The organism is Vicinamibacterales bacterium (genome assembly GCA_041659285.1).
In the GTDB taxonomy this organism is placed as follows: domain Bacteria; phylum Acidobacteriota; class Vicinamibacteria; order Vicinamibacterales; family UBA2999; genus 12-FULL-67-14b.
The window spans coordinates 1-24,099 of the sequence record JBAZYO010000004.1 but is presented as its reverse complement, the minus strand read 5'-3'; the positions used below and the strand labels follow the sequence as shown (position 1 = coordinate 24,099).

At 65.3% G+C, this 24,099-nt stretch carries 28 protein-coding genes; 14 read left to right on the top strand and 14 right to left on the bottom strand.

All coding sequences use genetic code 11. From position 1 onward, the window contains the following. Positions 1-22: 22 nt before the first annotated feature. Genes WC815_07225 through WC815_07200 form a run of 6 tightly spaced genes read left to right on the top strand, consistent with a single transcriptional unit; the run spans position 23 to position 4,876 of the window. Positions 23-466, top strand: coding sequence for a CHRD domain-containing protein (locus tag WC815_07225; protein ID MFA5908549.1), 444 nt, complete (start codon positions 23-25; stop codon positions 464-466). Beyond that, positions 463-2,607: a PQQ-binding-like beta-propeller repeat protein gene (locus tag WC815_07220; protein ID MFA5908548.1), complete on the top strand. Its 2,145-nt coding sequence runs from the start codon at positions 463-465 to the stop codon at positions 2,605-2,607. The genes WC815_07225 and WC815_07220 overlap by 4 nt, the downstream gene beginning before the upstream one ends. After that, positions 2,608-2,766 (top strand): hypothetical protein, encoded by a 159-nt coding sequence (locus WC815_07215; protein ID MFA5908547.1) that lies wholly within the window; start codon positions 2,608-2,610, stop codon positions 2,764-2,766. Positions 2,767-2,772: 6 nt separating this feature from the next. After that, positions 2,773-3,261 carry a nuclear transport factor 2 family protein gene (locus WC815_07210; protein ID MFA5908546.1) on the top strand — a complete coding sequence of 163 codons (489 nt, stop codon included), beginning with the start codon at positions 2,773-2,775 and terminating at the stop codon, positions 3,259-3,261. Positions 3,262-3,277: 16 nt separating this feature from the next. After that, a complete protein-coding gene (locus WC815_07205; GenBank protein ID MFA5908545.1) occupies positions 3,278-4,243 on the top strand; it encodes a c-type cytochrome in 966 nt (321 codons plus the stop codon). A gap of 3 nt (positions 4,244-4,246) precedes the next feature. Beyond that, on the top strand, positions 4,247-4,876 hold the full coding sequence (locus WC815_07200; GenBank protein ID MFA5908544.1) for a hypothetical protein: 630 nt from the start codon (positions 4,247-4,249) through the stop codon (positions 4,874-4,876). A 199-nt stretch (positions 4,877-5,075) separates the two neighbouring features. Here WC815_07200 and WC815_07195 read toward each other — a convergent pair whose 3' ends face one another. The 5 genes from WC815_07195 to WC815_07175 are packed head-to-tail and all read right to left on the bottom strand — an operon-like array spanning position 5,076 to position 8,859. Beyond that, the gene (locus WC815_07195) at positions 5,076-6,197 is read right to left on the bottom strand and encodes a DUF1028 domain-containing protein (protein ID MFA5908543.1); all 1,122 of its coding nucleotides are present in this window, start codon (positions 6,195-6,197) and stop codon (positions 5,076-5,078) included. 2 nt (positions 6,198-6,199) lie between these two features. Next, entirely contained in the window at positions 6,200-7,561 is a 1,362-nt protein-coding gene (locus WC815_07190; GenBank protein ID MFA5908542.1) for a radical SAM protein, read from the bottom strand. Between the two features lie 51 nt (positions 7,562-7,612). Continuing rightward, complete coding sequence (locus WC815_07185) at positions 7,613-7,882, bottom strand: hypothetical protein (protein ID MFA5908541.1); 270 nt, start codon at positions 7,880-7,882, stop codon at positions 7,613-7,615. Positions 7,883-7,921: 39 nt separating this feature from the next. Further along, positions 7,922-8,263 carry an STAS domain-containing protein gene (locus WC815_07180; GenBank protein ID MFA5908540.1) on the bottom strand — a complete coding sequence of 114 codons (342 nt, stop codon included), beginning with the start codon at positions 8,261-8,263 and terminating at the stop codon, positions 7,922-7,924. Continuing rightward, positions 8,260-8,859: an RNA polymerase sigma factor gene (locus WC815_07175; GenBank protein ID MFA5908539.1), complete on the bottom strand. Its 600-nt coding sequence runs from the start codon at positions 8,857-8,859 to the stop codon at positions 8,260-8,262. Before WC815_07175 ends, WC815_07180 begins: the two co-directional genes overlap by 4 nt. A 93-nt stretch (positions 8,860-8,952) precedes the next feature. Between WC815_07175 and lysA the strand changes: the two genes are divergently transcribed. Together lysA and tmk are read left to right on the top strand one after the other, a co-directional pair. Then, positions 8,953-10,227 carry a diaminopimelate decarboxylase gene (lysA, locus tag WC815_07170; GenBank protein ID MFA5908538.1) on the top strand — a complete coding sequence of 425 codons (1,275 nt, stop codon included), beginning with the start codon at positions 8,953-8,955 and terminating at the stop codon, positions 10,225-10,227. Continuing rightward, positions 10,224-10,853, top strand: a complete 630-nt coding sequence (tmk, locus tag WC815_07165; protein ID MFA5908537.1) for a dTMP kinase — start codon at positions 10,224-10,226, stop codon at positions 10,851-10,853. The genes lysA and tmk overlap by 4 nt, the downstream gene beginning before the upstream one ends. Here tmk and WC815_07160 read toward each other — a convergent pair. From WC815_07160 to WC815_07125, 8 genes are all read right to left on the bottom strand, one after another. Further along, complete coding sequence (locus WC815_07160; protein MFA5908536.1) at positions 10,819-11,550, bottom strand: ComF family protein; 732 nt, start codon at positions 11,548-11,550, stop codon at positions 10,819-10,821. The genes tmk and WC815_07160 overlap by 35 nt on opposite strands. A gap of 15 nt (positions 11,551-11,565) precedes the next feature. Next, positions 11,566-11,910 carry a ribosome silencing factor gene (gene rsfS, locus WC815_07155; GenBank protein ID MFA5908535.1) on the bottom strand — a complete coding sequence of 115 codons (345 nt, stop codon included), beginning with the start codon at positions 11,908-11,910 and terminating at the stop codon, positions 11,566-11,568. Positions 11,911-12,051: 141 nt separating this feature from the next. Continuing rightward, the gene (gene nadD / locus WC815_07150; protein MFA5908534.1) at positions 12,052-12,711 is read right to left on the bottom strand and encodes a nicotinate-nucleotide adenylyltransferase; all 660 of its coding nucleotides are present in this window, start codon (positions 12,709-12,711) and stop codon (positions 12,052-12,054) included. Continuing rightward, positions 12,708-13,838: a GTPase ObgE gene (obgE, locus tag WC815_07145; protein ID MFA5908533.1), complete on the bottom strand. Its 1,131-nt coding sequence runs from the start codon at positions 13,836-13,838 to the stop codon at positions 12,708-12,710. Before obgE ends, nadD begins: the two co-directional genes overlap by 4 nt. Before the next feature lie 7 nt (positions 13,839-13,845). After that, on the bottom strand, positions 13,846-14,103 hold the full coding sequence (gene rpmA, locus WC815_07140) for a 50S ribosomal protein L27 (GenBank protein MFA5908532.1): 258 nt from the start codon (positions 14,101-14,103) through the stop codon (positions 13,846-13,848). Between the two features lie 5 nt (positions 14,104-14,108). Next, positions 14,109-14,426, bottom strand: a complete 318-nt coding sequence (rplU, locus tag WC815_07135) for a 50S ribosomal protein L21 (protein MFA5908531.1) — start codon at positions 14,424-14,426, stop codon at positions 14,109-14,111. 160 nt (positions 14,427-14,586) lie between these two features. Continuing rightward, positions 14,587-15,345, bottom strand: coding sequence for a hypothetical protein (locus tag WC815_07130; protein ID MFA5908530.1), 759 nt, complete (start codon positions 15,343-15,345; stop codon positions 14,587-14,589). A gap of 46 nt (positions 15,346-15,391) precedes the next feature. Next, the gene (locus WC815_07125; GenBank protein MFA5908529.1) at positions 15,392-15,754 is read right to left on the bottom strand and encodes a tetratricopeptide repeat protein; all 363 of its coding nucleotides are present in this window, start codon (positions 15,752-15,754) and stop codon (positions 15,392-15,394) included. A gap of 125 nt (positions 15,755-15,879) precedes the next feature. Between WC815_07125 and dprA the strand changes: the two genes are divergently transcribed. Both dprA and topA read left to right on the top strand, forming a co-directional pair. Continuing rightward, the gene (dprA, locus tag WC815_07120; protein MFA5908528.1) at positions 15,880-16,710 is read left to right on the top strand and encodes a DNA-processing protein DprA; all 831 of its coding nucleotides are present in this window, start codon (positions 15,880-15,882) and stop codon (positions 16,708-16,710) included. A gap of 72 nt (positions 16,711-16,782) precedes the next feature. Continuing rightward, the gene (topA, locus tag WC815_07115) at positions 16,783-19,497 is read left to right on the top strand and encodes a type I DNA topoisomerase (GenBank protein ID MFA5908527.1); all 2,715 of its coding nucleotides are present in this window, start codon (positions 16,783-16,785) and stop codon (positions 19,495-19,497) included. A 16-nt stretch (positions 19,498-19,513) separates the two neighbouring features. Here topA and WC815_07110 read toward each other — a convergent pair whose 3' ends face one another. Then, positions 19,514-20,092 (bottom strand): Uma2 family endonuclease, encoded by a 579-nt coding sequence (locus tag WC815_07110; GenBank protein MFA5908526.1) that lies wholly within the window; start codon positions 20,090-20,092, stop codon positions 19,514-19,516. A gap of 501 nt (positions 20,093-20,593) precedes the next feature. Between WC815_07110 and WC815_07105 the strand changes: the two genes are divergently transcribed. From WC815_07105 to WC815_07090, 4 genes are all read left to right on the top strand, one after another. Beyond that, on the top strand, positions 20,594-21,739 hold the full coding sequence (locus tag WC815_07105; GenBank protein MFA5908525.1) for a TIR domain-containing protein: 1,146 nt from the start codon (positions 20,594-20,596) through the stop codon (positions 21,737-21,739). Between the two features lie 106 nt (positions 21,740-21,845). Beyond that, positions 21,846-22,529, top strand: a complete 684-nt coding sequence (locus WC815_07100) for a hypothetical protein (protein ID MFA5908524.1) — start codon at positions 21,846-21,848, stop codon at positions 22,527-22,529. Positions 22,530-23,303: 774 nt separating this feature from the next. Further along, positions 23,304-23,579: a toll/interleukin-1 receptor domain-containing protein gene (locus WC815_07095; GenBank protein ID MFA5908523.1), complete on the top strand. Its 276-nt coding sequence runs from the start codon at positions 23,304-23,306 to the stop codon at positions 23,577-23,579. A 122-nt stretch (positions 23,580-23,701) separates the two neighbouring features. After that, positions 23,702-24,010 (top strand): hypothetical protein, encoded by a 309-nt coding sequence (locus tag WC815_07090; GenBank protein MFA5908522.1) that lies wholly within the window; start codon positions 23,702-23,704, stop codon positions 24,008-24,010. The last annotated feature ends 89 nt before the right edge of the window (positions 24,011-24,099 follow it).

The following is a 24,099-nucleotide window of genomic DNA, read 5'->3' as shown; positions in this document are numbered from 1 at the left end:
ACACAGGGTATTATTCCGCCCGATGACCAGACGGTCCCTTCTACTTGCCGCCTGCCTGGCCGCCGCCTCGATGGTGACGGCTGGAGCGCAGGCACGCCAATACCGCGCCCGGCTGTCGCCAGTACCGCTCGACGTCGCCATGCAGGCGACCGTTGCCGGCTCGGGTGCGGTGACGGCGACCTTGAACGGCACCACCCTCTCGCTCACCGGGAATTACACCGGCCTCAAGACGGCGTCGACGGTTGCGCGCGTGCATCGCAGTCCGCGAACGGCGATGCGCGGCCCGGCCATCGGCGACCTCAAGGTCACGCCCGGGACGAGCGGCACCATCACCGGCACCATGGAGCTGACGAAGGATCAGGTCGATGACCTGGCCAACGGACGGCTGTACATCCAAGTGCATAGCGAGAAGGCGCCGGATGGGAACCTCTGGGGCTGGCTGCTCATTCAAGAGGGCAAGAAATGAAGACGTGGATTAGCTGTGCCGCCCTGGTGCTGATCGCGAGCGCCCACCTTACGTTGACCGCCGGACAGGCACCATCGCCGGCCGTCTACACCGTCGCGCAGGCCACCGCCGGCCAGGCGTCGTACCAGGCCAACTGCGCCAGTTGCCACCAGCCCACGCTGGTGGGTCAGAACGAGGCACCGGCACTGGCTGGTGCCAACTTCATGATCACCTGGCGCGGGCGGACCACGAAAGATCTCGTCGAGTACATGTCGGCGACGATGCCACCCGGGAAGCCGAGCCTGGGTGAAGCGGAGTACCTCAACATCAGCGCTTACATCCTGCAGTTCAATGGCGCGGCCGCCGGCCCCCAGCCACTGGCGCTTGCCACCACCGTCGCGATTGGGTCGATCGCCACCGGCCAGCGCGCCGCGGCCAGGCCCGCCGGACCAGCCGGGCCCGCTGGGGCCGCACCGCCAGCGCGGGCAGCAGCCGCTCCTCCCCGTGGCCACTCGGTCAGGGGCGAAGTGAAGAACTACGTGCCGGTCACCGACGCAATGCTGAAGAACCCCGATCCGGGCGACTGGCTCATGGCGCGCCGCAACTACCAGGCGTGGAGCTACAGCCCGCTCACCGAGATCACCAACAAGAACGTCAAAGACCTCAAGCTGGCGTGGAGCTGGGCGATGAACGAGGGCGGCTCCAACCAGCCGATGCCGCTCGTGCACAACGGCATCATGTACCTCACGCACACGCTCAACATGGTGCAGGCGCTCGATGCCGCCACTGGCGACCTGATCTGGGAGAACCAGGTGGGCCCCAACGCCGCCGTCGGATCATTCGCCTCGATGCGCAACATCGCGATTTACCAGGACAAGATCTTCCTGTCGACCACCGATGCCAAGCTGTATGCGCTCGATGCCCGGACCGGGGCGGTCGTCTGGAATGTGACGGTCGCCGACAACACCAAGGGGTACTACCAGACGAGCGGTCCGCTGGTGGTGCGCGGCAAGGTGATCCAGGGCCTGCAGGGTTGCGATCGTTTCCGTGCCAGCGAACGCTGCTTCATTAGCGCCTACGACTCGAACACCGGCAAGCTGCTGTGGAAGTTCCACACCGTCGCGAGAACGGGGGAGCCCGGCGGCGACACCTGGGGCGCGTTGCCTGACGGGATGCGCGCCGGCGGCGACACCTGGATCGTCGGCAGCTACGATCCCGACCTCGATCTCATCTACTACGGCGTCGCGCAGCCGAAGCCGTGGATGCCCGCGAGCCGCGGTCTCAAGGTCGCCGACGCGGCGCTCTACACGGGCTCGACGGTTGCGCTCAGGGCCGAAGACGGCACCCTGGCGTGGCATTACCAGCACATTCCGGGTGAGACGCTCGACCAGGACGAGGTGTTCGAGCGGGTGCTGATCGACAACGGCCCCGAGAAGGCGGTCTTCACCATCGGCAAGGCCGGCATCCTGTGGAAGCTCGAACGCAAGACCGGCAAGTTCCTGGGCTACAAGCAGACCGTGTTCCAGAACATGTTCGACAAGATCGATCCCGAGAAGGGCACGCCCACCTACCGGCAAGACATCGTCGACCAGAAGCTCGACGAGTGGCTGGCGGTGTGCCCGAGTACCGAGGGCGGGCACAACTGGCAGGCGATGACCTATCACCCGCCGACCCACCAGTTGATCATCCCGCTCAGCCAGTCGTGCATGGAGATCGCGGCCCGCAAGGTGGAGTTCGCGGAAGGTTCGGGCGGCACCTCGGCCGCGCGCCGGTTCTTCGAAATGCCCGGCAGCGACGGCAACGTCGGCAAGCTGCTGGCCATCGACGTGACGACCATGAAAGAGACCTGGAGCGTGCAGCAGCGCGCGGCCTACCTGACCGCGGCGCTCAGCACCGCCGGTGGCGTAATGTTCATCGGCGACCTGGATCGCCAATTCCGGGCCTACGACGTGAAGACCGGCGAGGTGCTGTGGTCCGCACGCCTCGGCACCGCCGTGCAGGGCTTCCCGGTGTCGTTCTCGGCCAACGGCAAGCAGTATGTTGCCGTGACCACCGGCGTCGGCGGCGGCAGCCCGCGCGTGGTGCCGCGGACGATCACGCCCGAGATCAACCCGCCGTCGAACGGTCACACGTTGTACGTGTTCGAACTGCCGAAGCGGTAAATGGTAGAACTCAAAACCAAGAAGACGGCCGCCTCGGTCAGCGCCTTCCTGAACGCGATCGAGGACGCTCAGGTCCGCAAGGACTGCAAGCACCTGCCGACGCTCACTAAACTGATTCAGGCGGCCGTCAAGGACGTGCAGACGAAGGCGACGGCCTGAGTGCCGGTGCGCAGCATCCATCGCGTGATTGCCGTGGCCGCCCTCGTGGGCTTGCCGACGTTCGGCGCGACCAGCGCAACCGCTCAGACCGCGGATGGCCTCGACGCGGCGATTAGCGGTTTTGTTGTCGCCTTCAATAACCTCGACATGCCAAAGTTCCTCGCCTGCTTCGCCGAGGACGCGACCGTCTTTCATCCCCCCTCGCCACCGCCGCGAACGTTCCCAACGCGGATCCAGGGCCGCCGCGAAATCGAGCGGACCTTCCAGGTCGTGTTCGACCAGATTCGCCAGCGCTCGGGCCGCGCCACGCCCCCATACATGAACCTTCAACCGGAAGATCTACTGATTCAGAGATTCGACAGCATGGCCGTGGTCACCTTTCACCTGGGGACGCCGGCCGAGAGGGCGCGCCGCACGCTGGTATTTCGAAGGGCCGGTGAAGGCTGGACGATCGTCCACCTTCATGCATCGATCTTCGATGCCGCCCAGAGGTGATAGCCTCAACCCATTCATGATCCGCCCGCTGCGCATTCTCGTAATTGTCGCCCTCGCATCGACCGTGGTGTCGGCGCAGGCCCCTGCGCCGCCGCCCTGGGCCTATACCGTGAATCCGCCGCCGGCGCCGGGCGCCAAGCCGACGGCGCCGGATCCGGCGCCGCAGCAGGTGCCCGGTAGCAGCGTGTCACTTACCGTGGCGCAGACGCGCGATGCCTTCAATCCGCCCGATTGGCACCCGTCCGCGCATCCACCGATGCCCGAATCAGTGGCCCATGGCCGGCGTCCAGAGATGCGCGCCTGCGGTTTCTGTCACCTGGTCAACGGCCAGGGCCGTCCCGAAAACGCGTCGCTCGCCGGACTGCCGGCCGCCTACATCGCCCAGCAGATGGCCGACTTCAAGAGCGGCGACCGTAAGAGCGCGGAGCCGCGGATGGGCCCGCCCAACGCGATGATCCAGGACGCGAAAGCGGCGACCGACGAGGAGATCAAGGCGGCGGCGGCCTATTTCAGCTCGTTCCCCTTCAAGAAGTGGATCCGCGTGGTCGAAGCCGGTGAGGTGCCGAAGACTCGCATTGCGGGGTCCATGCACGTGCCGTCCGGCGAGGGCACCGAGCCGCTCGGCCAGCGCATCATCGAGATGCCGGAAGACCTGCGCCGCACCGAGTTGCGCGACGCGGCGTCCGGCTTCGTCGCCTACGTGCCGAAGGGGAGCATCGCCCGCGGTGGGTCGCTCGTGAAAACCGGCGGCAGCGGCAAGACGGTGGCGTGCGGCACCTGCCATGGCCCCGACCTGAAGGGCCTCGGCCCGGTCCCGCCGCTGGCCGGCCGATCGCCGAGCTACACGGTACGCCAGTTGTTCGATCTGCAAACCGGCGTGCGCAAGGGCACATGGTCGGCGCTGATGAAGACCGCGGTGGAGAAGCTCACGGTGGACGACATGATCGCGATCGCCGCCTACACGGCGTCGCAGGAGCCCTAGCGGATGATGCCCGCGCGCAAGGTCCATCCCCTGATCAAGGTGGCCGTCGTGTTGCTGCTGCTGGCCGGCGCCGGCTTGCTCTTCGTCCGCTCGGCGCAGGATTCAAGGGCCCAGCCTTACCAGGTGTCGTCGCGGCATCTCGCGGGCTGGACCCTCGCCATCGACACCGCGGCGGATGCGCCCGGCTCGGTGGTGTCGCTGCGGCCGCCGCCGGAACTGCCGATGAACCTGTTCCGGCAGTTGTTCAGCCGGCAGATGGAATCGATGAGCACGCCGATGGCACCAGGCATCCCGCTCGCGCTTCGGCAGGAACTGCCGACGACGCTGACCGCGGAGCAGGTGCTGGCGATGGCGCGCTCGGCCGGGCTGGAAGGCGCGGCCCTCACGCCGAAGTGTGTCGGCTACCGGCGCGTGTCGGCGATGGGCGCGACGCGGCAGCTGTACTACATCGTCTTCAACGTCCCGGGGTTCGACGCGTTCCGGAAGACCCTGGCCCAGCAGGCGGGGCCGGCGTTCGATCCGGCGGGGTTGGCGCCGGTGATGATGATGGCGGCCCAACCCGACTTCTACCGGTGGATGCCGATTGGCGCCGATGCCGAGCGCGACTGCGTCGCGCCAGTCGAGGCCGGATAATCTGGCGACCTCGTGATGTGGTGATTTGGTGATTGTGGTTGCGGAATTTGTTGGTTTGTTGATTTGAACATTGCCCCGCGAATTGGTCGCGAGGTTGCAGATCTCCAAATCCCAATCCTCAAATCCCTCAAATCCCTCAAATCCCGTAACCCAAATCCCCAAATCACCACATCACGAGATCACCAAATCCGTTACGCCTCTATTTCCCGGTCTTGGCGAGATACGCCGTCTTGAGCGTCTCGATGAACCGCGCGTCAACCAGGCCCGGCGGGTTGCCCTGGTAATCCAGACTCCGATCGGCGCGGAACTTGTCGACCGCGGCAATGGCCTCGTCATCAAACACCGCGTAGTCGCGCGTGTATGCCGCCGACGCCTGGCGCGCCTCGGTTGAGGCCTTCTCGAACGCAACCGGATTGTTCTTCCGCAGTTCCTGCATCTGCGGCGTGTTGACCGAGGCGGGCGCCGCGGGGAACGCGGCCAGCGCCGGACGCCAGTAGCCGAGGGCGTGCAGCATCCGCTTCAACTCGATCACGTCAGCGCCCTCGATCCGTGAGAACGTGCGGTAGCCCAGGCGGCGGCCGGTCGTGTAGTAGATGCGCTTCAGCTCCGCCACCGGCTCCGGGTGCTCGCCGACTTCGATGGCCAGGGCAATGTGATCGCCGCCGCGGCCGGGATCGTTCGGATCCGCAATCTTGATGGCCGCCGACTGCAGGTTGCCCCAGCGGCGATCGCCGCCCTTGGCTTGACCGGCTTCCATCGCCAGGATCATGCGTTCGGCCAGCGGCATGCCGGTGCCCGCGGTGGACTCGAACGTCGTTGCCACGGCGTCCACCACTTCGGGGCCCACCATGATGTTGGCCTGCACGGTGTAGTTGAGGCCCTGGCGGCTGCCGGCCCAGTTGCCGTTCTGCTTGCCGGTGTGGGCGGCGGTGCGGCCCGTCATGTCGATGAGCGCGAGCTGGCGTGACTCGCGCTGCTGGTCGTCGGCGAGCAGTTGGGCCAGGGCGGCCTGCGGCTCGACGCCCTTGGCCAGCAGATCCAGCCCGCGCGCGCCGTATTCGACCATGGTCGAGGCCTGGGTGCAGACGGCGCCGATGCCGGCGCGCACGTGCGGCACGGCGCGGCCGACAAACGGCACGCGCGTCGTCACGCTGGCGCCCGACTGCCCGGTGGCCGGGTCGATGGCGCACAGCGAGAAGGTGGAGTATTGCGGCAGCCCCTCGTCGTTCAGTGTCACGCCGTCGGCGGCACGCTGCTGCGCGCTGGTCGCCAGCGGCAAGAGGGCAACGAGGATGAATGCGGCGATGGTCGGTTTGTTCATAATTATCGGACCCAGAGTTCCCGCGTGATCGTGGGCGACCCGCAGGCTTCGAACCAGTCGATGCCTTCGCTCACCATGTCGAACTTCAACCCGTAGCGACCGGGCTGCGCCGGCGCCGGCACCTCGATGTGCACCGTCGTCTCGGCCCCGGGCGCCAGGTCCGCCGGCAGCCACGCCCGGGCGTGGTCCCGGTTGATCATCGTCCCGTCGCCGGCCAATAGTTGCGCGCCGAGGCGTACCAGCCGCCGTCCGTAGCTGGCCTGCGCCCTGAACGGCCGCGCCGACACATTCTTCACCGTGGCCGTCATCGTGACGGGTGTGGCCGCCCTCGCGAGGAACGGCAGGTCGGGCAACACGGTGCGGACGTCGATTTCGGCGCGCGGCGTGGCGCCCGGAATGGCATTGCCAAGGTTGTTGCCGTCCCAGATCTCGAACCTAATGCGGTCGTGATCGGGCGTGCCGGGCGCGAACCGGCGCGAGAAGCCGTCTTCGGGGTGGTCGGTGATTTCCCAGCACAGCCGATCGACGCCGAGCTCCGCGGCCATCTGCCGGGCCCGCGCCATCTCTTCGTCGTTATCGTTCCAGTTGAACAGGATGTAGCGCCAGTTTACGAACGGCACGTCGCGGCCGCTCTTCGCCTTCTCGTCGATCAAGGCCCGGAGGTTGGCGATGGCCTTGTCGAAGTTGCCGCGCTGGCGGTACTTCACGTAGGCCTCCTGCGAGGAGCCGTCCAGCGAGAACGTCACTTCGTCGATCCCCGAGCGCGCGAGCTGGCGGACCTTCTCTTCGGTGAACGCCAGCCCGTTGGTGCTGGTGTAGAGGTAGATGTGCGGGAACCTGGTCTTGATGTACTCGCACATCTCCACGGCGCGCTTGTGCAGGAACGCTTCGCCGTAATTGAAGAAGTCGATGCGCCCGAGCGAGGGGCCGGCCTCGTCGACCACGCGGGTGAACACGTCGAAGTCGAGCATGCCGGCCTGGCGGGTGCGGGTGATGCCGGTTTCCGGGGCGCAGCACGCCTGCAGGCACGAGATGTTACAGGCGGCGGTGCACTCGATGTAGAGGCGGCCCGGGATGCCGCCGACGTTGAGGTCGCGCTGGGGCGGCGCCTCGTCCGGGCCGAGCGGGAGCTTGAGCGGGCAGTCGCCGCAGAAACTCGATCCGCCGGCGTTGAGGTCGGTGCGCAGTTGCGACGCAATCGGCCCGCGCCAGATGTCGGCCACCGACGAGGTGCGGGTGTCGCCGAGCACGCGCCTGGCGTAGGGGTCGGCGCACCCACACACCATGCGGCCGTCGCACAGCAGGACGCCGATCGACCACGGCCACGAACACGTAAAACGCGTCGCCTGATAATTGAGCGACATTTCTCTCTCAGGTCTTAGGTCTTAGGTCCCAGGTCTTAGGGGTCTTAAGTCCTAGGACGTCTTTCCGATCTTCTTCATGTACGCCTCGAGCTTGTCGTTCTCGTATTTCACCTGGTTCAGGAACAGGCTCTCCGCCAGGTAGGCGCGCCGTTCCTCGTCGGTGAGCTGGTCGATCAGGTAGTTGATCTCGCGGTTCATGTCCTCGAACGAGCGCTCGAGTTCCCGCTTGGCGGTCACTTCGTGGAACAGCGCCTCGAGCACGGCGAGCAGGTCGCCATCCAGAAGGATGTCGGCGCCGGAGGTGGTCTTGATGCTTCTCATGGCTGGGCACCTGTCTGCGTCATCGGTGACATCTGCGGCCTAGCTCCCGAAGCTCTGAAGCGCAGCCGCCTCGTCCGGGAACATCTTGAGGAAGTTGTGCGCGCCGGTCATGGTGAGCATGGTCTCGACGCGCTTGTTGACGCCGGCGAGGCGCAGCTCGCCGCCGGCCGCCGAGGTCTGGCGGTAGAGGTCCATCAGGCAGCCGATGGTCGCCGAGTCGACGTAGGTGACCTTCGACAGGTCGATCATCACCTTCTTGTCGCCGGCGGTGAGCAGCGACATGACCGCGCCGGAAAAGTCGGCCAGCAGCGGATACATCAGTCGCGTCTCGCCGATGCGGACAATGGCGACGCCTTGAGCACGGTCGGTCGTGAGATTCATCCGGTTACCCCTTCGTCTTCTTCTCGAATGCGTTGCACCTGGCGAGCCAGTTCCGTGCGGCCGCGGTTGATGCGCGATTTCACGGTGCCCTCCGGCAGGTTGAGCTGGTCGGCGATTTCCTGATACGAGAATTCCTGGATGTCGCGTTTGACCACCGCCTCGCGCAGCGACGGCGGCAGTTCCGCCATCGCCTTGCGCAGCAGCTCGACGCGGTCGGCCTGCTCGAGCGCCTGGTAGGCGTTCTGCCCCGGCGCCGCCGGCGTCAGCTCGCCGGCGTCGACGTCGCGATCGATGGTCTCGCGCTCCTTGCGGACGCTGCGGTAGTGGTCGATGCACAGGTTGCGGCTCACGCTCACCAGCCAGGTCTGGAAGTTGGCGCGGCGGTCGAAGGTGTGCAGCGACTTGAAGATCTTGAGAAAGACGTCCTGCGTCAGGTCTTCCGCTTCGTCGTGCCGGCCGGTGAACTTGTAGGCGATGTTGAAGACCTTGCGCCGGTGCTGGCGCACGATCTCTTCCCAGGCCGTCTGGTCACCGCCCAGGCAGCGCGCGATCAGCGCGTCGATGGCATCAGTTGGAGCCGGCGAGGGATCAGGCATGTGTCAGAAGGCCGAGGACGAGCCGTCCCCGACCCGGAATCATACCATTCCGTCACGGCCGGATTGCCCCGCTGACGCGATAGAATCAGGGAAGTGGCCTCCCCCGCGATTTCCACTTCTACCGACCTATCCGCCAAAGCGCGTAGCGCGACGGCGGAGGCATCGACCAGACGGCTCCAGGACATCGCCGCTGCTGCCGGGACGCCCTGCTACGTCTACGACGCGGACATGATTCGCGCCGCCTACGCGACGCTGGACACCGCCTTCGACGGCTATCCGCACGCCATTCACTATGCGCTGAAGGCGAACTCGGCGCTGGCCATCGTCCGCCTGCTCCACGCGCTTGGCGCGCAAGCCGATGCGAATTCGCTCGGGGAGGTGGACGTGGCAATGCGGTGCGGGTTTCGCCCCGACCAGATCATCTTCACGGGCGTCGGCAAGAGCGCGGCGGAGATCGACCGCGCGGTGTCGCTCGGCCTGCTGGCCATCAACGTCGAATCACCCGGCGAACTCGATCGTATCGATCAGCGCGCGGTGGCACAGGGCACGGTGGCGCGGGTCGCCCTGCGCGTGAACCCCGACATCGACGCGAAGAGCCACCCGCACATTTCCACCGGCCTGAAGTCGAACAAGTTCGGCGTGCCGATCGACGAAGCCCCGGCGCTGTTCCGCGAGATGGCCAGCCGCAAGGGCTTGATCCCGGTCGGCGCCCACGTGCACATCGGATCCCAGATCACCACGCTCGATCCGTTGAGCCGTGCCGCCGAGGCCGTGGTGGCGCTCGCGCATTCGCTGCGCGCCGAAGGCATTGACCTGCAGCATCTCGACATGGGCGGCGGGCTCGGGATTTCGTATGACGGCGGCCCGGTCGTCGCTCCGGCCGACTACGTGCGCGCCCTGGTGACGGCGACCAGGGGCAGCGGCCTCAAGATCGCGATCGAACCCGGCCGCGTGCTGGTGGGCCCGGCCGGCGTGCTGCTCACGCGGGTGGTGGACGTGAAGCAATTCCCCGGCGCCAAGCGCTTCGTCGTCGTCGACGCCGGCATGACCGAGCTGATGCGCCCGGCCCTCTATGGCGCGTTTCACCGCATCGAGCCGGTCACGCCCCGCGGCGGCGAACCCGGGCCCGTGGACGTGGTCGGTCCGATCTGCGAGAGCACCGACGCCTACGCGCGCGACCGCATGCTGGCGCCCGTGGAAGTGGACGACCTGCTGGCCGTGCGCGACGTCGGCGCCTACGGCGCGGTGATGGCCCACACCTACCTGCGCCGGCCGCTGTCGCCAGAAGTGATGGTGGAGCACGGTGAGTGGCGGGTGATCCGCCGGCGCCAGACGCTCGACGAGCTGCTCGCCCTCGAGACCGAATGACACTCAAGCGCCACGCCCCAAGCCCCAAGCCGAAGGGGCACTTGATCGCCTTCGAAGGGCTGGATCAAAGCGGCAAGCAAACCCAGGCCGAGCGGTTGCTGGCGGCCTTTCGTGCCGCCGGACATCTCGCCGAGTTCCTGACCTTCCCGGAATACACCACGGCCATCGGCACCGAGATCGGCCACGCGCTCCAGGGCGTGCGCCACTACGAACCCGACACGCTGCAGCTGCTCTACATCGCCAACCGCTTCGAGTTCCGGCCCCGCATCACGCAGTGGCTCGACGAAGGGCGCATGGTGGTGTGCGATCGCTACCTCGCCTCGAGCATCGCCTACGGCGAGGCACAGGGCGTCGATGCCGCCTGGGTGGCCAGCATCCAGCAGCGCCTGCCCCAGCCGGCGTTGACGCTGTTGCTCGACATCCCGCCGGCGGCGTCGCTCAACCGCAAGCAGGTGGCGCGCGACAAGTTCGAGCGTGACCTGCCGCTGCTGGGCCGGGTGCGCGAGAGCTACATCCACCAGGCCGGCAGTGACCCGGGTTGGGTGCACCTCGACGGCGCCCGCGACAAAGACGCGGTGTCGGCCGACGTGCTCACCGCCGTCCGGTCACGACTCGGGCTGCTGTAAGCGCCCGCACTTCCTTTACACCCGCGGTTTTCAACACCCGGGCGCACGCCTCCAGCGTCGCCCCCGTCGTCGAGACGTCGTCCACCAGCACGACCACCGTGCCCATGTAGCGTCCGGCTTCTTGAGCGCCGACCTGTCCACCGTAGCCGCGGCGAAGGTGGAAGCCTTGGCGAAGGCGGTTAGCCGGACCCTCCGTCAGGGCGAACGCGTTACGCACGTTCTGGTGACGCGCATCCGCCGGTAACTCAATCTGTGAAGTGGTGAACCGCACGCGCCGCAGCAGCGGGACGACCGGCAGGCCGAGCTGGCGGGCCAGGTCGTCGGCCTGGTTGAAGCCGCGCGCGCGCTGGCGGCGGGGATGCAGCGGAACCGGCACCACCAGCTCCGCCCCTTGCAGCAACGCCGCTCCGCGTTCCCGCATCAATCCACCCAGTGGTCTCGCAATCGAGCGCCGGCGCTCGTACTTCAACGCGTGGATGATGTCGCGCAGGCGCCCGTCATAGTGATCGACCGCGCACGCCCAATCGACCGCGTGGTCCCGGTAGCGCTCGTGCAAGCCGGTGCCCAGGCAAATGGACGCCCAGCAGCGCTCGCAGACCGCGCCGTCGAGCGGCTGCGCCAGCACCTGCGCGCAGGCCGCGCAGGGCGGTTCGAATAGAGAAGAGAGAAGGGAATTGGCGAGGGCGCGCAGGGTCATGCCCGCCCCCCGGTATTAGTCTTCGTCGGGGATTTCGTGGCGGACGGCGCTGCCCCAGAGGCGGTCGAGGGCGTAAAAATCCCGCGCGTGTTTCGAGAACACGTGGACCACGAAGTCGAAGTAGTCGAGCAGCACCCACTCCGCGCGGGCGTAGCCTTCCACCAGCGAGGGACGCTGCTTCTGCGCCTTGAGCGCTTCTTCCACCGAGTCGGCAATGGCCTGCACCTGCCGCGGATTGGCGCCCGAACAGATCACGAAGTAATCCGTGAAGGCGCCCGCCTTCTTCAGGTCGAGCACCACCACGCCGGTGGCCTTCCGGGCTTGCGCCGCCTCAACCACCGCCTGGATGGCTTTGGGCAAACGCGGCGAGGCCGCCTTCGTGCCTGCCTCGCCGGAGCCCGACGAAGCCTTGGCGGAGTCGGGGCGAAGGCGGGTCGTTCGGGGTTTCCGTGGGCTTGTCGTTTTGGCCATGCAAGGTGCTTTCCAGCAATGCAGGCGGGCCTAAAGGCCCGCCTCTACATACAGACGATGGGTCGCAATGTACGACGCGATGGCCTCGGGCACGAGACCGTGAATGCTCTCACCGGCGCGCACGCGCCGGCGAATCTCGGTGGACGACACGTCCGGTGTCGCGGTTTCTATCAAAATGACGCGGGTTTTCTGGTCTGGCTCGAGGCCCGGGGCGTAGGGCTTGAACAGGTCCGGTGTCGTCATGCGGTCGGCAAGGTCGGGGACACGCGCTTGCAGTGAGTGTAGCGTGATTCCGGGCCGCGCGACGACGGCGAAGTGGGCCAGGTCCAGCACGGCCGGGTAGCGCGACCACGTGGCAATTTCCGCGAACGCATCGGCCCCGATAATGAAGAAAAACTGAGATGTCGACGCGGCGCGGAGCTCCGTCAGCGTGTCGAAGGTGTACGACGGGCCGTCACGCTTCAACTCGACATCAGACGCGGTCCAGCCTGGATGGTCAGCGGCCACCAGCCTCGCCATGGCCAGCCGATCGGCGGGTGGCGTGCCGACCGTCATCGACCGATGCGGCGGGATGCGTGACGGCACGACCAGCACGCGGTCGAGCCGCAGGGCCGCCTGGGCCCGCAGGCCCGCCGCGAGGTGACCGTTGTGGATGGGATCGAAGGTGCCGCCGAGGACGCCGAGCGTCATCGCTTCTTGGGCGTGCCGCTGCGGAGCGGCGGCATCAGGGCCGGGTTGTAATCCGCCGGAACCTCTCGCTCGTCATCCTCTTCCGCCGCGACCGCGATTTCCTTCGCTTCGAGCTCGCGGGCCTTGGCGATGATCGGCCACGCCGCCTCGATGAGCGGCTTCACGCCCTCGCCGGTCACGGCGGAGATCTGGAAGAACTTCAGCTTCAGCTTCTTCGCGCGCTTCTCGAGCGCGGTGATGCGCTTGGGGTCGTCCACCGCGTCGATCTTGTTGGCGGCGACGAGGTGCGGCTTCTTGAGGAGTTCCGGGTTGTACAACTCCAGCTCGCGACGGATCGTGTCGAAGTCTTCAACCGGGTCGCGGCCCGACGCGCCGGAGACATCGACGAGGTGGATGATCACCTTGGTGCGCTCGATGTGCCGCAGGAACTGGTGGCCCAGCCCGTGACCCGAGTGCGCGCCCTCGATCAGGCCGGGCACGTCGGCGACCACGAAGCTGCGGTCGTCGCTGAGCGCCACCACGCCCAGGTTCGGCGTCAGCGTCGTGAAGGGGTAGTCCGCGATCTTCGGTTTGGCCGCGGAGATCACCGAGATCAACGTGGACTTGCCGGCGTTGGGGTAGCCCACCAGGCCGACGTCGGCCAGCAGCTTCAGCTTGAGTTGAAGATCGAACACCTCACCCGGCTCGCCCGGCTGCACCTTGCGCGGGGCGCGATTGGTGGAGGTGGCGAAGTGGGCGTTGCCGAGCCCGCCGCGTCCGCCCTTGGCGAGCAGCACGCGCTGGCCCAGCACCGTCAGGTCCGCGGCCTGCGTCAGCTCGCCGGTGTCCGGATCCTTCTTGTAGACCAGCGTGCCGACCGGCACCGGGATTTCGAGGTCGCGTCCGCCGCGGCCGGTACGGAGCGCGCCGGCGCCATTGCCGCCGCGTTGGGCCTTGTAGTCGGGATTGAAACGGAAGTGGACGAGCGTGTTGCGGTGCGGGTCGGCGACGATGAAGACCGAGCCGCCTTCGCCGCCGTTGCCGCCATCAGGTCCGCCCCGGGGGACGAACTTCTCGCGACGGAAGCTCAGGGAACCTGCGCCTCCGTCGCCTGCCTTGATGTGGATGTCGACTTCGTCGACGAACACTTACTAGTTACTCGACCGGATGAACCGAGATGAACCGCCCGCGCTGGCCGTGATCCTCGAACTTCACCTTGCCGGTGACCTTCGCGAAGAGCGTGTCGTCCTTGCCGAGGCCGACGTTCAGCCCGGGCTGGTACTTGCGCCCGCGCTGGCGGACGAGGATGGACCCGCCGCTGACGAGGTTGCCTTCGAAGCGCTTGACGCCGAGCCGCTGCGAGTTGCTGTCGCGGCCGTTACGAGACGATCCCTGACCTTTTTTTGTAGCCATTGCGCTTACACCTGAATGTCGGTGATGCGGACGCGCGTCAGCAGGCTCCGGTGGCCCTTGGTCCGACGATACTGCTTGCGCCGCTTCTTCTTGAACACGCGGATCTTCTTGGTCTTGTCGAGCTCGCCGATGACGCCCAATACCTTGGCGCCGGCCACGAAGGGCGTGCCGGCGGTGACGTCGCCCGCGTCGTTGCTGACGAGGAGGACCTGGTCGAACGACACTTCGCCGCCGGCTTCACCGGCGTTGTGTCCATCGATGGCGATAATGGCGCCGGTCTCGACGCGGAACTGGCGGCCTGAGGCCTGAATGATTGCAAACACGGTCAACTCTCCGATTTGGACAGCGGAACTGAATTTCCGCGCCACAGGAACTACAAAGGATACCACAGGGGGTCGGTCCGCCTAAAGGCGGAGGGCTGGTCCGGCTAAAGCCGGACGCCACATTGATGTAGTGTCCGGCTTTAGCCGGACCATTTCTGGCCTACTTCAGGAGGGTCCTGGTTCCCTTTATCTTCTGTGCGCTCAATGTGTTAAGGAAGGCCGGCAGGAGCCGATCCATGAGCTCGAAATACGACGAAAGGGCCGGGGTTTGCTGGCTGGCGTTATAGAGAATCTCTTCCCGGAACGTCTCGGTGTGCAGCGTTTCGCCGGTGCGGCCGTCGATGAAGATGAACGTCGGGCGCAGCACGAAGCCCTTGCGCTCCATGTAAGTGCGGACCGGCACCACCTGGCGGCGGCCGAACGAGTCGTAGACTTCCTGCTCGCGCTGGACGAAGCCCGAGCGCTGCTGCGGCGCGAACAGGATCGCGCCGGTCACGATCAGCGGCTGCTGGAATTCCTCGCCGATGCGCTTCCAGTAGGCGACGTTCGCGAAAATGTGCTGGTAGGGCTCGAGGTCTTTCTCCTCGTTGAACACCGGCGGCTTGTTCGGGTCCGGCTCCTGCGCCGGCGCGACGGCCTGCTGATCCGGAACCGGCGGCGTGGCCGAGGGGTCGCCGCTCTGCCGCGCCACTTCGAGGAGGGGCAGGGTGTCGGCGTCGATCACCCGCATGATGCCCTTGTTACGCAACTGGCTCCGCAGCAGGCGCACCGTCTCCATGTTGGCGTCTACGTCTTCGTTGGCGCCGGCAATAAAGCCGGCGATGAAGACGCGCTGGAACGCCGACACGTCCAGCTTGGGCTGGATCGGCGTCTCAATCGGGATCTCGGTATAGCTGGTGCACGCCCCGAGAGCAGCCACGAGCGCCAGGCACAGCGTTGCCTTTGCCCGGCCTCCGGCCGTGCGCCTAAAGCTGTCGGCCGTCTTTCTGAGCCGCGCGGTCATTGATTTCCTTGAACAGGTCGTAGTTCTGCCGGACGAGCGCATTGTTGGGTTCGATCGCGAGGGCCTTCTCGTACGCCTCTCGCGCCTTCGCCAACTGACCCTCGTGCTCGTAGGCCACGGCGAGGTTGTTGAACGCTGCGGCGTAGGTTGGATCGAGCTGGGCGGCGCGTTCCCAGCGGTAGATCGCCTCTTTCCACAGACCGCGCTGCGCCACCTGGATGCCGAATTCAACCTGTTCCTTGGCCGGACCTCGCTGCTCGGCCCACGCGTGTGGAGCCGACGCCACGACCACGAACAACGCTAAAACCAGAGGGCGGACAGACATGGTTCCTACTCCGCACTATAGCGACCAACCCCAAGGGGGGCAAGCGAACAATCAGGCATTGCCGTTGGTGCCCGACGACGGTATCGTCGTCATCAGGTCAGGGGCTGTCAGCCGAGGAATTCCGCATGGATTCCATCAGGCGCGGCTCGTCTCGTTACCCGCCGTTGCTCGCCGAAATTCCCGATCCGCCCGACATTCTCTGGGTGCGCGGTGACGTGTCTATTTGTGACAAGACTGTGGTAGCCATCGTCGGCGCGCGCGCCGCGTCGCGCGAGGGCGTGGCCGCGGCTGAATCCATCGCCGGGGATCTGGCTCGCGCCGGCATCGTGATTGCGAGTGGACTCGCGCGCGGCGTCGACTCGGCCGCCCACACCGGCGCCCTCGACGCCGGCGGCACCACCATAGCCGTGCTGGGCACGGGCATCGACCGCGTGTATCCCTCCGAGAACGAAGAGCTGTTCGAGCGGATCGCGAGCCACGGCCTGTTGATGACCGAGTTCCCACCGGGCGCACCGCCCGAGGTCTTCCACTTCCCGCGTCGCAATCGCATCATCAGCGGGCTCTCGCGCGCGGTGCTCGTGGTCGAGGCGGCGGAGAAAAGCGGGTCCTTGATCACGGCGCGACACGCCGCCGACCAGGGCCGGGACGTAATGGCCATGCCTGGATTGACGGCCGGCGGGCGCAATCGCGGCGCCCACGCCTTGTTGAGGGATGGGGCAAAGCTCGTGGAGTCTGCGGTCGATATCCTGCAGGAACTCGGGATCGGCAGCGGGCGGGGCGCGGCGCGTGAAACCCCGGAAACCGTTGAATTCACGGTAGATGACATTGCCGCGGAGCTGAAAGTTCCGGCCGGTGACGCGCTGGCCAGGCTGCTCGAATGGGAGCTGACCGGAGAGATTCGGCGAATTGGATCGGGCCGGTTCATTCGAACGCAGATGACCCAGGGCCGCAGATGACGCAGATGACACAGAATTCTCCCGAAAATTCGGCCGTGCTAACGTTAGGCCTTTCCTGAATCCGAAAAGTCGATGCCGATACCGCTAGTTATTGTTGAATCCCCGGCCAAAGCCCGGACCCTTGCTCGTTTCCTCGGAAAGAAATACCGGGTGGAGGCCAGCTACGGCCACATTCGGGATCTGCCGGAGTCGGCCGCCGAGGTGCCCGCGGAGATCAAGGGCAAGTCGTGGGGCCGGCTTGGTGTGGATACCGACGGTAACTTCACGCCCTACTACGTGGTGCCCCCCGACAAGCGGAAGAACGTCACGGCGCTCAAGGCCGCGATGAAGGACGCCTCGGAACTGATTCTCGCGACCGACCCTGACCGCGAAGGGGAGTCGATCAGCTGGCACTTGAAGGAGCTGCTCAAGCCCAAGGTGCCGGTCCGCCGCATCGTCTTCCACGAGATCACGGAAGAAGCGGTGAATGCGGCGCTCGCCGAACGGCACGACGTGGACGAGAACCTGGTGCGCGCGCAAGAGAGCCGCCGCATTCTCGACCGCCTCTACGGCTACACGCTGTCGCCGGTGCTGTGGAAGAAGGTGCAGACCGGCCTCAGCGCGGGGCGCGTGCAGTCGGTCGCCGTCCGCGTCATCGTCGAGCGCGAAGAGGAACGCATCGCGTTCCGCACCGCGAGCTACTGGGATCTCGAGGCCCGGCTGCGCGGCGGATCGATCGCGTTCCCCGCCACGCTGGCCAAAGTCGGCGGCCAGCGCGTCGCCACCGGCAAGGACTTCGACAGCAAGGGCGTGCTCGAGTCGAGCACCGTCAAGCTGCTGAACGAGACCGACGCCCAGGGCCTGCGCGAAACGCTGATGCGCCGGCTGCCGTGGTCGGTGACCAGCGTCGAAGAGAAGCCCTACACGCAGCGGCCGTCGCCGCCGTTCACCACCTCGACGCTGCAGCAGGAAGCCAACCGCAAGCTCGGGTTCTCGTCCGAGCGCACCATGCAGATCGCGCAGCGGCTGTTCCAGGGCATGGATCTCGGCGGCGGCGATCTTGAAGGCTTGATTTCGTATCACCGGACCGACTCGACCACGCTCAGCAACAAGGCGCTGGTCGAAGCGCAGCACGCGGTGGTGGAACTGTACGGCGCCGACTATCACAAGGGCCCGCGGCAGTACCAGACCAAGGTGCGCAACGCGCAGGAAGCCCACGAAGCGATCCGTCCCACCGACTTCCGCCGCACGCCGGCGTCGCTCGAGCGCATTCTCGAGAGCGACGAGATGCGCATCTATGACTTGATCTGGAAGCGCGCGGTCGCGTCGCAGATGGCCGACGCCAAGCTGCTGCGCACCTCGGTCGAGATCACCGGCGAGGCGAGCGACGGCACGCCGGCTACGTTCAACGCGAGCGGCAAGGCCATTGAGTTCGCGGGTTACCTCCGCGCCTACGTCGAGGGCTCCGACGATCCGTCGGCCGAGCTGCTCGAACAGGACACCGTACTGCCGAAGCTCTCGGTCGGCGATCAGGTGTGGTCGCCCGACAAGATGGATCAGGATCTGATCCTCCTCGGCCTCGACGCCAAGGGCCACCAGACCTCGCCGCCGGCGCGCTACACCGAGGCGTCGCTGGTCAAGAAGCTCGAAGAAGAAGGCATTGGCCGTCCCTCGACCTACGCGCCGACGGTGGCCACCATCCAGCGCCGCGGCTACATCTCGCACCAGGGCAAGGCGCTGGTGCCCAGCTTCACCGCGTTCGCCGTCACCCGCCTGCTCCGCAACCACTTCGGCGACTACGTCGACCTCGCGTTCACCGCCGAAATGGAAGAGATCCTCGACAAGATCTCCAACGGCGAAAAAGACTGGCTGGTCTTCCTCGCCGAGTTCTACCGCGGCGACGGCAAGCATCCCGGTCTCGAGCACCTGGTTGAAGACAAGGGCCAGGCGATCGAATACCCGATCATCGAGCTCGGCAAGGATCCCGAAAGCGACCTGCCGGTGCGCGTCCGCATCGGGCGCTACGGCCCCTTCCTGCAGCTCGGATCGCAGGCCGACGGCGGCCCGCGCGCGTCGTTGCCGGAAGATCTGGCGCCGGCCGATCTGACGCTCGAGAAGGCCATCGCGCTGCTCAAGGCCAAGGCGCAGGGGCCCAAGTCGCTCGGCGTCGATCCCGTGAGCGGCCTGCACGTCTACATCATGCACGGCCGCTTCGGCGCCTACGTGCAGCTCGGCGAGACGCCGGAAGACCGCGACGTCAAGCCGCGGCGCGCCTCGCTTGGCCGCGATCACACCGAAGAGACGATCACGCTCGATGTGTCGCTGAAGCTGTTGTCGCTACCGCGCGAGCTGGGCCTCGGCGAAGACGGCGAGGCGATCCTCTCGAACGTCGGCCGGTTCGGTCCGTACGTGAAGCAGGGCACTGAGTTCCGGTCGCTCGAAGATACCGACGACGTCTATTCGATCACGCTGGAGCGCGCGAAGGAGTTGCTCGCGCAGCCGAAGAAGTCGGGCCGCCGCCAGCGGTCCGAGCCCAAGGAACTGAAGGCGCTCGGCAAGCACCCGGCCAGCGGCGAGAACGTGCGCATCCTCGATGGTCGCTATGGGCCGTATGTGAGCGACGGCACCACCAATGCCTCCGTGCCGAAGGGTACGCAGGTCGAAGCGGTGACGATGGCGTCGGCGGTGGAGTTGCTGGCGGCGCGCGAGGGCATGGGGAAGAAGAAGAAGCCCGCGCGTGGTCGCAAGGCGGCGAAGGCGCCGGCGAAAAAGAAGACTGCAGCGAAGAAGGCGAAGAAGCCGGCGTAGGCCGAGGCGTCGCGGACTACGGCCGGAAGAGCCGTTCGAGCGGCAGCTCCCAACCCGGCAGCAGCGGCGTCGTCAGCGTCTCGCCGTTTCTGGCCTCGAGGGTGGTCGCCAACGGAAACGATCCATCGTTGGCCCGCCGACAGGCCGCCACGTTGTTGCGGTCGGGATCCACGATCCAATATTCACGAACGCCTTCGCGATCGAAGAGCCGCCGCTTGTGCGTCAGGTCACGCTGGCGCGTGCCGGGCGAGAGGATCTCGATGACCAGCCCCGGCGCGCCTTGAACGTTCTTGTCCGTGAGGATGTCCTGCTGGTCGCCAAGCACGACGAGCAGGTCGGGTTCCACGACATCGTAGGGCGTCATCACGACATCGAATCGCGCGACGAACAAGGTGCCTTGTTCAGTGTGCGCCTCCAGATGGTTCCCGAGCGCCAGCGTCAGTCGCAACGAGAGTGTCTGATGCCGGTTGGCCGGCGAGGGCGTCACGACGATCTCCCCGTCGATAAGCTCCCGGTGGACTCCGTCGTCCTCCGGAAACATCGCGACCAGATCGTCGTAGGTGAGCTTGGCTGTCGACCGAACCGCGTCTGACATCGCGTCCCTCCCCTCCATTCTGGAATCCTACCATCGTCATTGGACATGCCAGTGAGAGCTGTAACTATGTGCCGCTCGGGTTTGGGCCTGAACTCGACGATGCAGGGTGTTGACCACGCAGAATCTGCTGCGTCGACCGCGATCGCACCACGAAGAATCTGACACCTTCCCGTCCGGCACGCCGCGAGTCCCGCCTGGCGGTCGGCCTGAAGCGGCGCCTCTTGACTTTCGCAGTTGCGCGCGCAGTTCGGGCGTACTGGCTGAGACAGGAGCCGTCGCATCCCCGATTCCCCGGGGTTGTGGCGCCGGCGCCAATTCCCGGTTCAGGTGTCGTTCAAGTGAGGCGAATCGTTTTGGCAGAATGACTTGTGGCCGGCTCGAATGACGGCAATAATCCGCGCGAGCGGGGCGTATTCCCAAGTGCAGGCGTCGGCGCAACCGGCGTCTGACCAGTAATTGGCGCGAGACACCCATTTGAAGTTGGGCAGACTGAGGTGATTTATGGCGAAGAAAGACACCAAGCAGCGTGAGCGCAAGGCCGACAAGAAGGCCGAAGAGAAAGGTGTCTACTTCAAACAGGCTGACTTTCCACAGAACAGCCTCCAGCAGGCCCAGAAGATTGCGTCGGCCCTTGTCGACAACTTCGCGGGAAAGAGCGGATCGCCGCCCGATGTAGCACTGGCGATCGGGATTAGTCCCACGAGCAGTGCGTGGAGAACCTTGACCGGTAGCTCGATTGCCTATGGCTTGACCGAAGGCGGTGTTAATGCAGGCTCGATTGGCCTGTCCGCGCTCGGGCGTCGGCTCGTCGCGCCAGAAGAGGAAGGCGAGGACCTCGCCGCAAGACGTCAGGCCATTCTGAAGCCGCGGATTGCACGGGAGTTTTTCGAGCGCTACCGCCGGGCCAAGTTCCCGACTGACGTGATTGCCGGGAACGTCCTAAAGTCATTGGGAGTGCCTCCGGAGCGGGTTGAGGCGGCTCTCGATATTGTCAAAACGAATGGCCGATATGCCGGCATCATTCGCGAAACGCCGACTGGTCCATTTATTAACCTCGACTCCCCTGGTGTGCCTGCGCCTACGGCTACCCCAGCGCTGCCTGACCCGGATGTGGATGACGCGGCGGTAGACCAAGGCGCCAACGGCTTCGTGGTGGCATCAGAGGGCAATCCTGCGCCGCCCGTGCTTGTGGCCCCGGCCCTAGTGTCCCCGGCTTTCGATGCCAAGGCCAACCGTGTGTTCATCTCCCATGGCAAGCAAAAGGCAATCGCCATTCAAATTAAGGAACTACTGGCCTTTGGCAACTTTGAGCCCGTTGTGTCCGTGGAGCGAGAAGCGACGGCCATACCGGTGCCCGAAAAGGTCTTCGAGGACATGCGCTCATGCGGAGCCGGTGTCCTCCATGTTGGTGCTGAGGGCAAGTACCTCGACCGTGACGGTAACGAACACACAAAGATCAACGACAATGTCCTCATCGAGGTTGGTGCCGCGATGGCTCTGTACGGTCGCAAGGTGATCCTGCTCGTCGAGAAGGGCGTTGCCCTGCCGTCTAACCTGCAAGGTCTCTACAGGTGCGACTACGAGGGCGACCGCCTGGACTACGACTCGACGATGAAACTGCTGAAGACGTTCAGCCAATTTCGATAGAGCTGCCCAATGCCGCGCTGCACCCGACCGGCGCGCGTTATCGGTGAGCGCCGGCGGGTGAGCGCAAAACGTTATGCCGACACCGGACATGGAGTTAGACACTGCGATGGCCAACAAGATCACGGAATCAGTGGATCACGCACGTTTGGCCGAGTACGAGGCCCTGCGAGCGGAAAGTGACCGCAGCGCACAGTTGCTGTCGAATGCGGTCTGGGCCGGAGTGACGGGATTCGGTCTTACGCTCGCTGGTGCGGCCGCCGTCGCTGCCAACGGGCCCATGCCACCTCTAGTAGTCCCGGCTGTCGCGTTGCTGCTGAGTATTCAGTCACTGGCGATGACGACTGTTTACGCCTCGGAGTTGTGGAAGTACATACGAGTTGGAACCTACATACGCGAATATATCGAGCCCTACTTTCGTCTGAGGGCCGAGTCGAGCGCGCCTCCGATGCAGTGGGAGTCATGGATCGCGAAACACCGCGCGACACTCCTGCACATCTCGGCGCTTCTCTTCCTGCAGGGGCCGATTGGCGTGACGTTCTCTGGCGCCCTGCTCTTAGTTGGGGTCTGGATGGGATGGCTCCGACCCGCCGATGGGACGAGTGTGAAATATGTGGCATATCTCGGCGTGGACTATCTGTTGTTTGGCGCGCTTCTGCTGGTCATCGCCGTTGATGTGGGCATGATGATTGTGTTGCACCGTAAGCTCCGGCAAGCAGAGGCCGGAAACTTCGGGGACGGGGGCGACTCCCTGAGAGCGCTGGCGGCGGACGTCGGATCTACTGGACCATGACACTGTCCGTCGTTATACCCGTCTGGCGCGACCAGCGAGCCGCGAGCGCTATTTCGGCCCTCTACTCGTGGGCTGCTGGGAGGAACTTGCCGGTAGAAGTTATCGCGAGCGGCGAGCTGCTCCCGAGGCAATCGCTTGAACCAGCGAGGGTAGTGCACATCGTGCCAGCTCTAAAGGGCCGATGTGTCCAAGCGGGTGTGTTGGCTAGCCGTGGTTCGGCCATTCTGGTCTGCGATGCGGATCTGCCTGTATCGTGGGCCGACTTAGACCGGCTGGTTGACTCACTAGTCGACCACGACGTAGCCGCTGGTAGCAGACAGGGACCCCAGGTTGAATCATCAGCCGTTCCGTTGTCACGCCGGTATGCAAGCGCCGCTTTCCGTCGATTGGCCTCGAGTGTTGTCGGTATACCCCCAGAAGCTGATCCTCAATGTGGTGTGAAAGCCTATCGTGCAACGGCGGCACGACAGCTCTTTGCTAGCCTTATGGTCGCTGGTCTCGCATACGAAGTCGAGATCGTCGCTCGTGCTTATGAACTCGGTCTGCGCATCGTACATGTCCCCGTCAGCTGGAGTAACCGTTCCAGTACCATTTCGCTATGGCGTGACTCGTCACACATGATGCTTGATCTGAGCCGACTGGGCGCTCGTCGGCTGGGGCAGCGCGTCGGCCTAACAAGCGCTGCACCCGTGAAACGAAGCGGCCGCGGGTGAGCGCTGTCCGTTAGGCCTCAGCATGAAGATCAAAACCGAAGACGGTTAGGCGCCGATGGGAATGCGTATTCGCGGGTTCGTCAGCTACTCAACGCACGATCGTCACAAAGCGGCCGAGGTCAAGAAGGTGCTCACCGGTCTTGGAGTCGATGCCTTCATGGCTCACGACGATATTCGCGTATCGCAAGAGTGGCGTGACACGATTCTTGTCGAACTCGCAGCTACGGAGATCTTCGTGCCGTTGCTGAGCGAAGCATTCAAGAGTTCTGATTGGGCCTCTCGGGAAGTTGGGTTTGCTGTCGCGCGGCCCAACGTGTTAATCCTCCCGTGTGTCTAGATCAGACTAGGCCGTACGGATTCATCGCCGTCTTCCAGGGACACTTGCTGTCTGACCCAATCGACCCAGAGATCTTTCGTCGTCCACTGGTCGCTCGGTTTCCGCGGGTGCTAATTGCGACAATGATCGACGCGCTCGCGGATGCGCGAAGCTGGCGTGGGGCCGAGGCCCTCTTCCAGCAACTACTGCCTCACCCCGCGGAACTGACATCAGCGGAGGCGACGCGCCTCGCCGAGGTTTCAACTCTGAATCGCGAGATTTGGCTTGCTGCGTCATGCAGCAACAAGTACCTTCCCGAGTTTGTCGCCAAGAACCGCCATCATATTCCGCCGGAGGTGCTTCGGCCTCTTGAGTACCAACTTGAACATGGAACCTGGTACCCTCGGGCCACCTTGACCTGCCCGGTCTTTTTCGGACCACCTGAAGCCTGAGAGAATGGCCCCTCGGACCACGAGGGAGCCATGAAGAAGACCCGATTTACCGAAGAGCAGATGGTCACGATTCTGCGGGAGGCGGATGC

Bases quoted from the DNA above. Each gene is read 5' to 3' on its own strand.
- WC815_07175 (MFA5908539.1), bottom strand. From the start codon at position 8,859: ATGCCTGATCCCTCGCCGGCTCCAACTGATGCCATCGACGCGCTGATC.
- WC815_07205 (MFA5908545.1), top strand. From the start codon at position 3,278: ATGATCCGCCCGCTGCGCATTCTCGTAATTGTCGCCCTCGCATCGACC.
- WC815_07225 (MFA5908549.1), top strand. From the start codon at position 23: ATGACCAGACGGTCCCTTCTACTTGCCGCCTGCCTGGCCGCCGCCTCG.
- WC815_07105 (MFA5908525.1), top strand. From the start codon at position 20,594: ATGGCGAAGAAAGACACCAAGCAGCGTGAGCGCAAGGCCGACAAGAAG.
- dprA (MFA5908528.1), top strand. From the start codon at position 15,880: ATGGATTCCATCAGGCGCGGCTCGTCTCGTTACCCGCCGTTGCTCGCC.
- WC815_07095 (MFA5908523.1), top strand. From the start codon at position 23,304: ATGCGTATTCGCGGGTTCGTCAGCTACTCAACGCACGATCGTCACAAA.
- WC815_07220 (MFA5908548.1), top strand. From the start codon at position 463: ATGAAGACGTGGATTAGCTGTGCCGCCCTGGTGCTGATCGCGAGCGCC.
- WC815_07190 (MFA5908542.1), bottom strand. From the start codon at position 7,561: ATGTCGCTCAATTATCAGGCGACGCGTTTTACGTGTTCGTGGCCGTGG.
- WC815_07185 (MFA5908541.1), bottom strand. From the start codon at position 7,882: ATGAGAAGCATCAAGACCACCTCCGGCGCCGACATCCTTCTGGATGGC.
- WC815_07195 (MFA5908543.1), bottom strand. From the start codon at position 6,197: ATGAACAAACCGACCATCGCCGCATTCATCCTCGTTGCCCTCTTGCCG.
- WC815_07100 (MFA5908524.1), top strand. From the start codon at position 21,846: ATGGCCAACAAGATCACGGAATCAGTGGATCACGCACGTTTGGCCGAG.
- WC815_07180 (MFA5908540.1), bottom strand. From the start codon at position 8,263: ATGAATCTCACGACCGACCGTGCTCAAGGCGTCGCCATTGTCCGCATC.
- topA (MFA5908527.1), top strand. From the start codon at position 16,783: ATGCCGATACCGCTAGTTATTGTTGAATCCCCGGCCAAAGCCCGGACC.
- WC815_07110 (MFA5908526.1), bottom strand. From the start codon at position 20,092: ATGTCAGACGCGGTTCGGTCGACAGCCAAGCTCACCTACGACGATCTG.
- WC815_07090 (MFA5908522.1), top strand. From the start codon at position 23,702: ATGATCGACGCGCTCGCGGATGCGCGAAGCTGGCGTGGGGCCGAGGCC.
- WC815_07200 (MFA5908544.1), top strand. From the start codon at position 4,247: ATGATGCCCGCGCGCAAGGTCCATCCCCTGATCAAGGTGGCCGTCGTG.
- WC815_07160 (MFA5908536.1), bottom strand. From the start codon at position 11,550: ATGACCCTGCGCGCCCTCGCCAATTCCCTTCTCTCTTCTCTATTCGAA.
- WC815_07215 (MFA5908547.1), top strand. From the start codon at position 2,608: ATGGTAGAACTCAAAACCAAGAAGACGGCCGCCTCGGTCAGCGCCTTC.
- rpmA (MFA5908532.1), bottom strand. From the start codon at position 14,103: ATGGCTACAAAAAAAGGTCAGGGATCGTCTCGTAACGGCCGCGACAGC.
- WC815_07125 (MFA5908529.1), bottom strand. From the start codon at position 15,754: ATGTCTGTCCGCCCTCTGGTTTTAGCGTTGTTCGTGGTCGTGGCGTCG.
- nadD (MFA5908534.1), bottom strand. From the start codon at position 12,711: ATGACGCTCGGCGTCCTCGGCGGCACCTTCGATCCCATCCACAACGGT.
- tmk (MFA5908537.1), top strand. From the start codon at position 10,224: ATGACACTCAAGCGCCACGCCCCAAGCCCCAAGCCGAAGGGGCACTTG.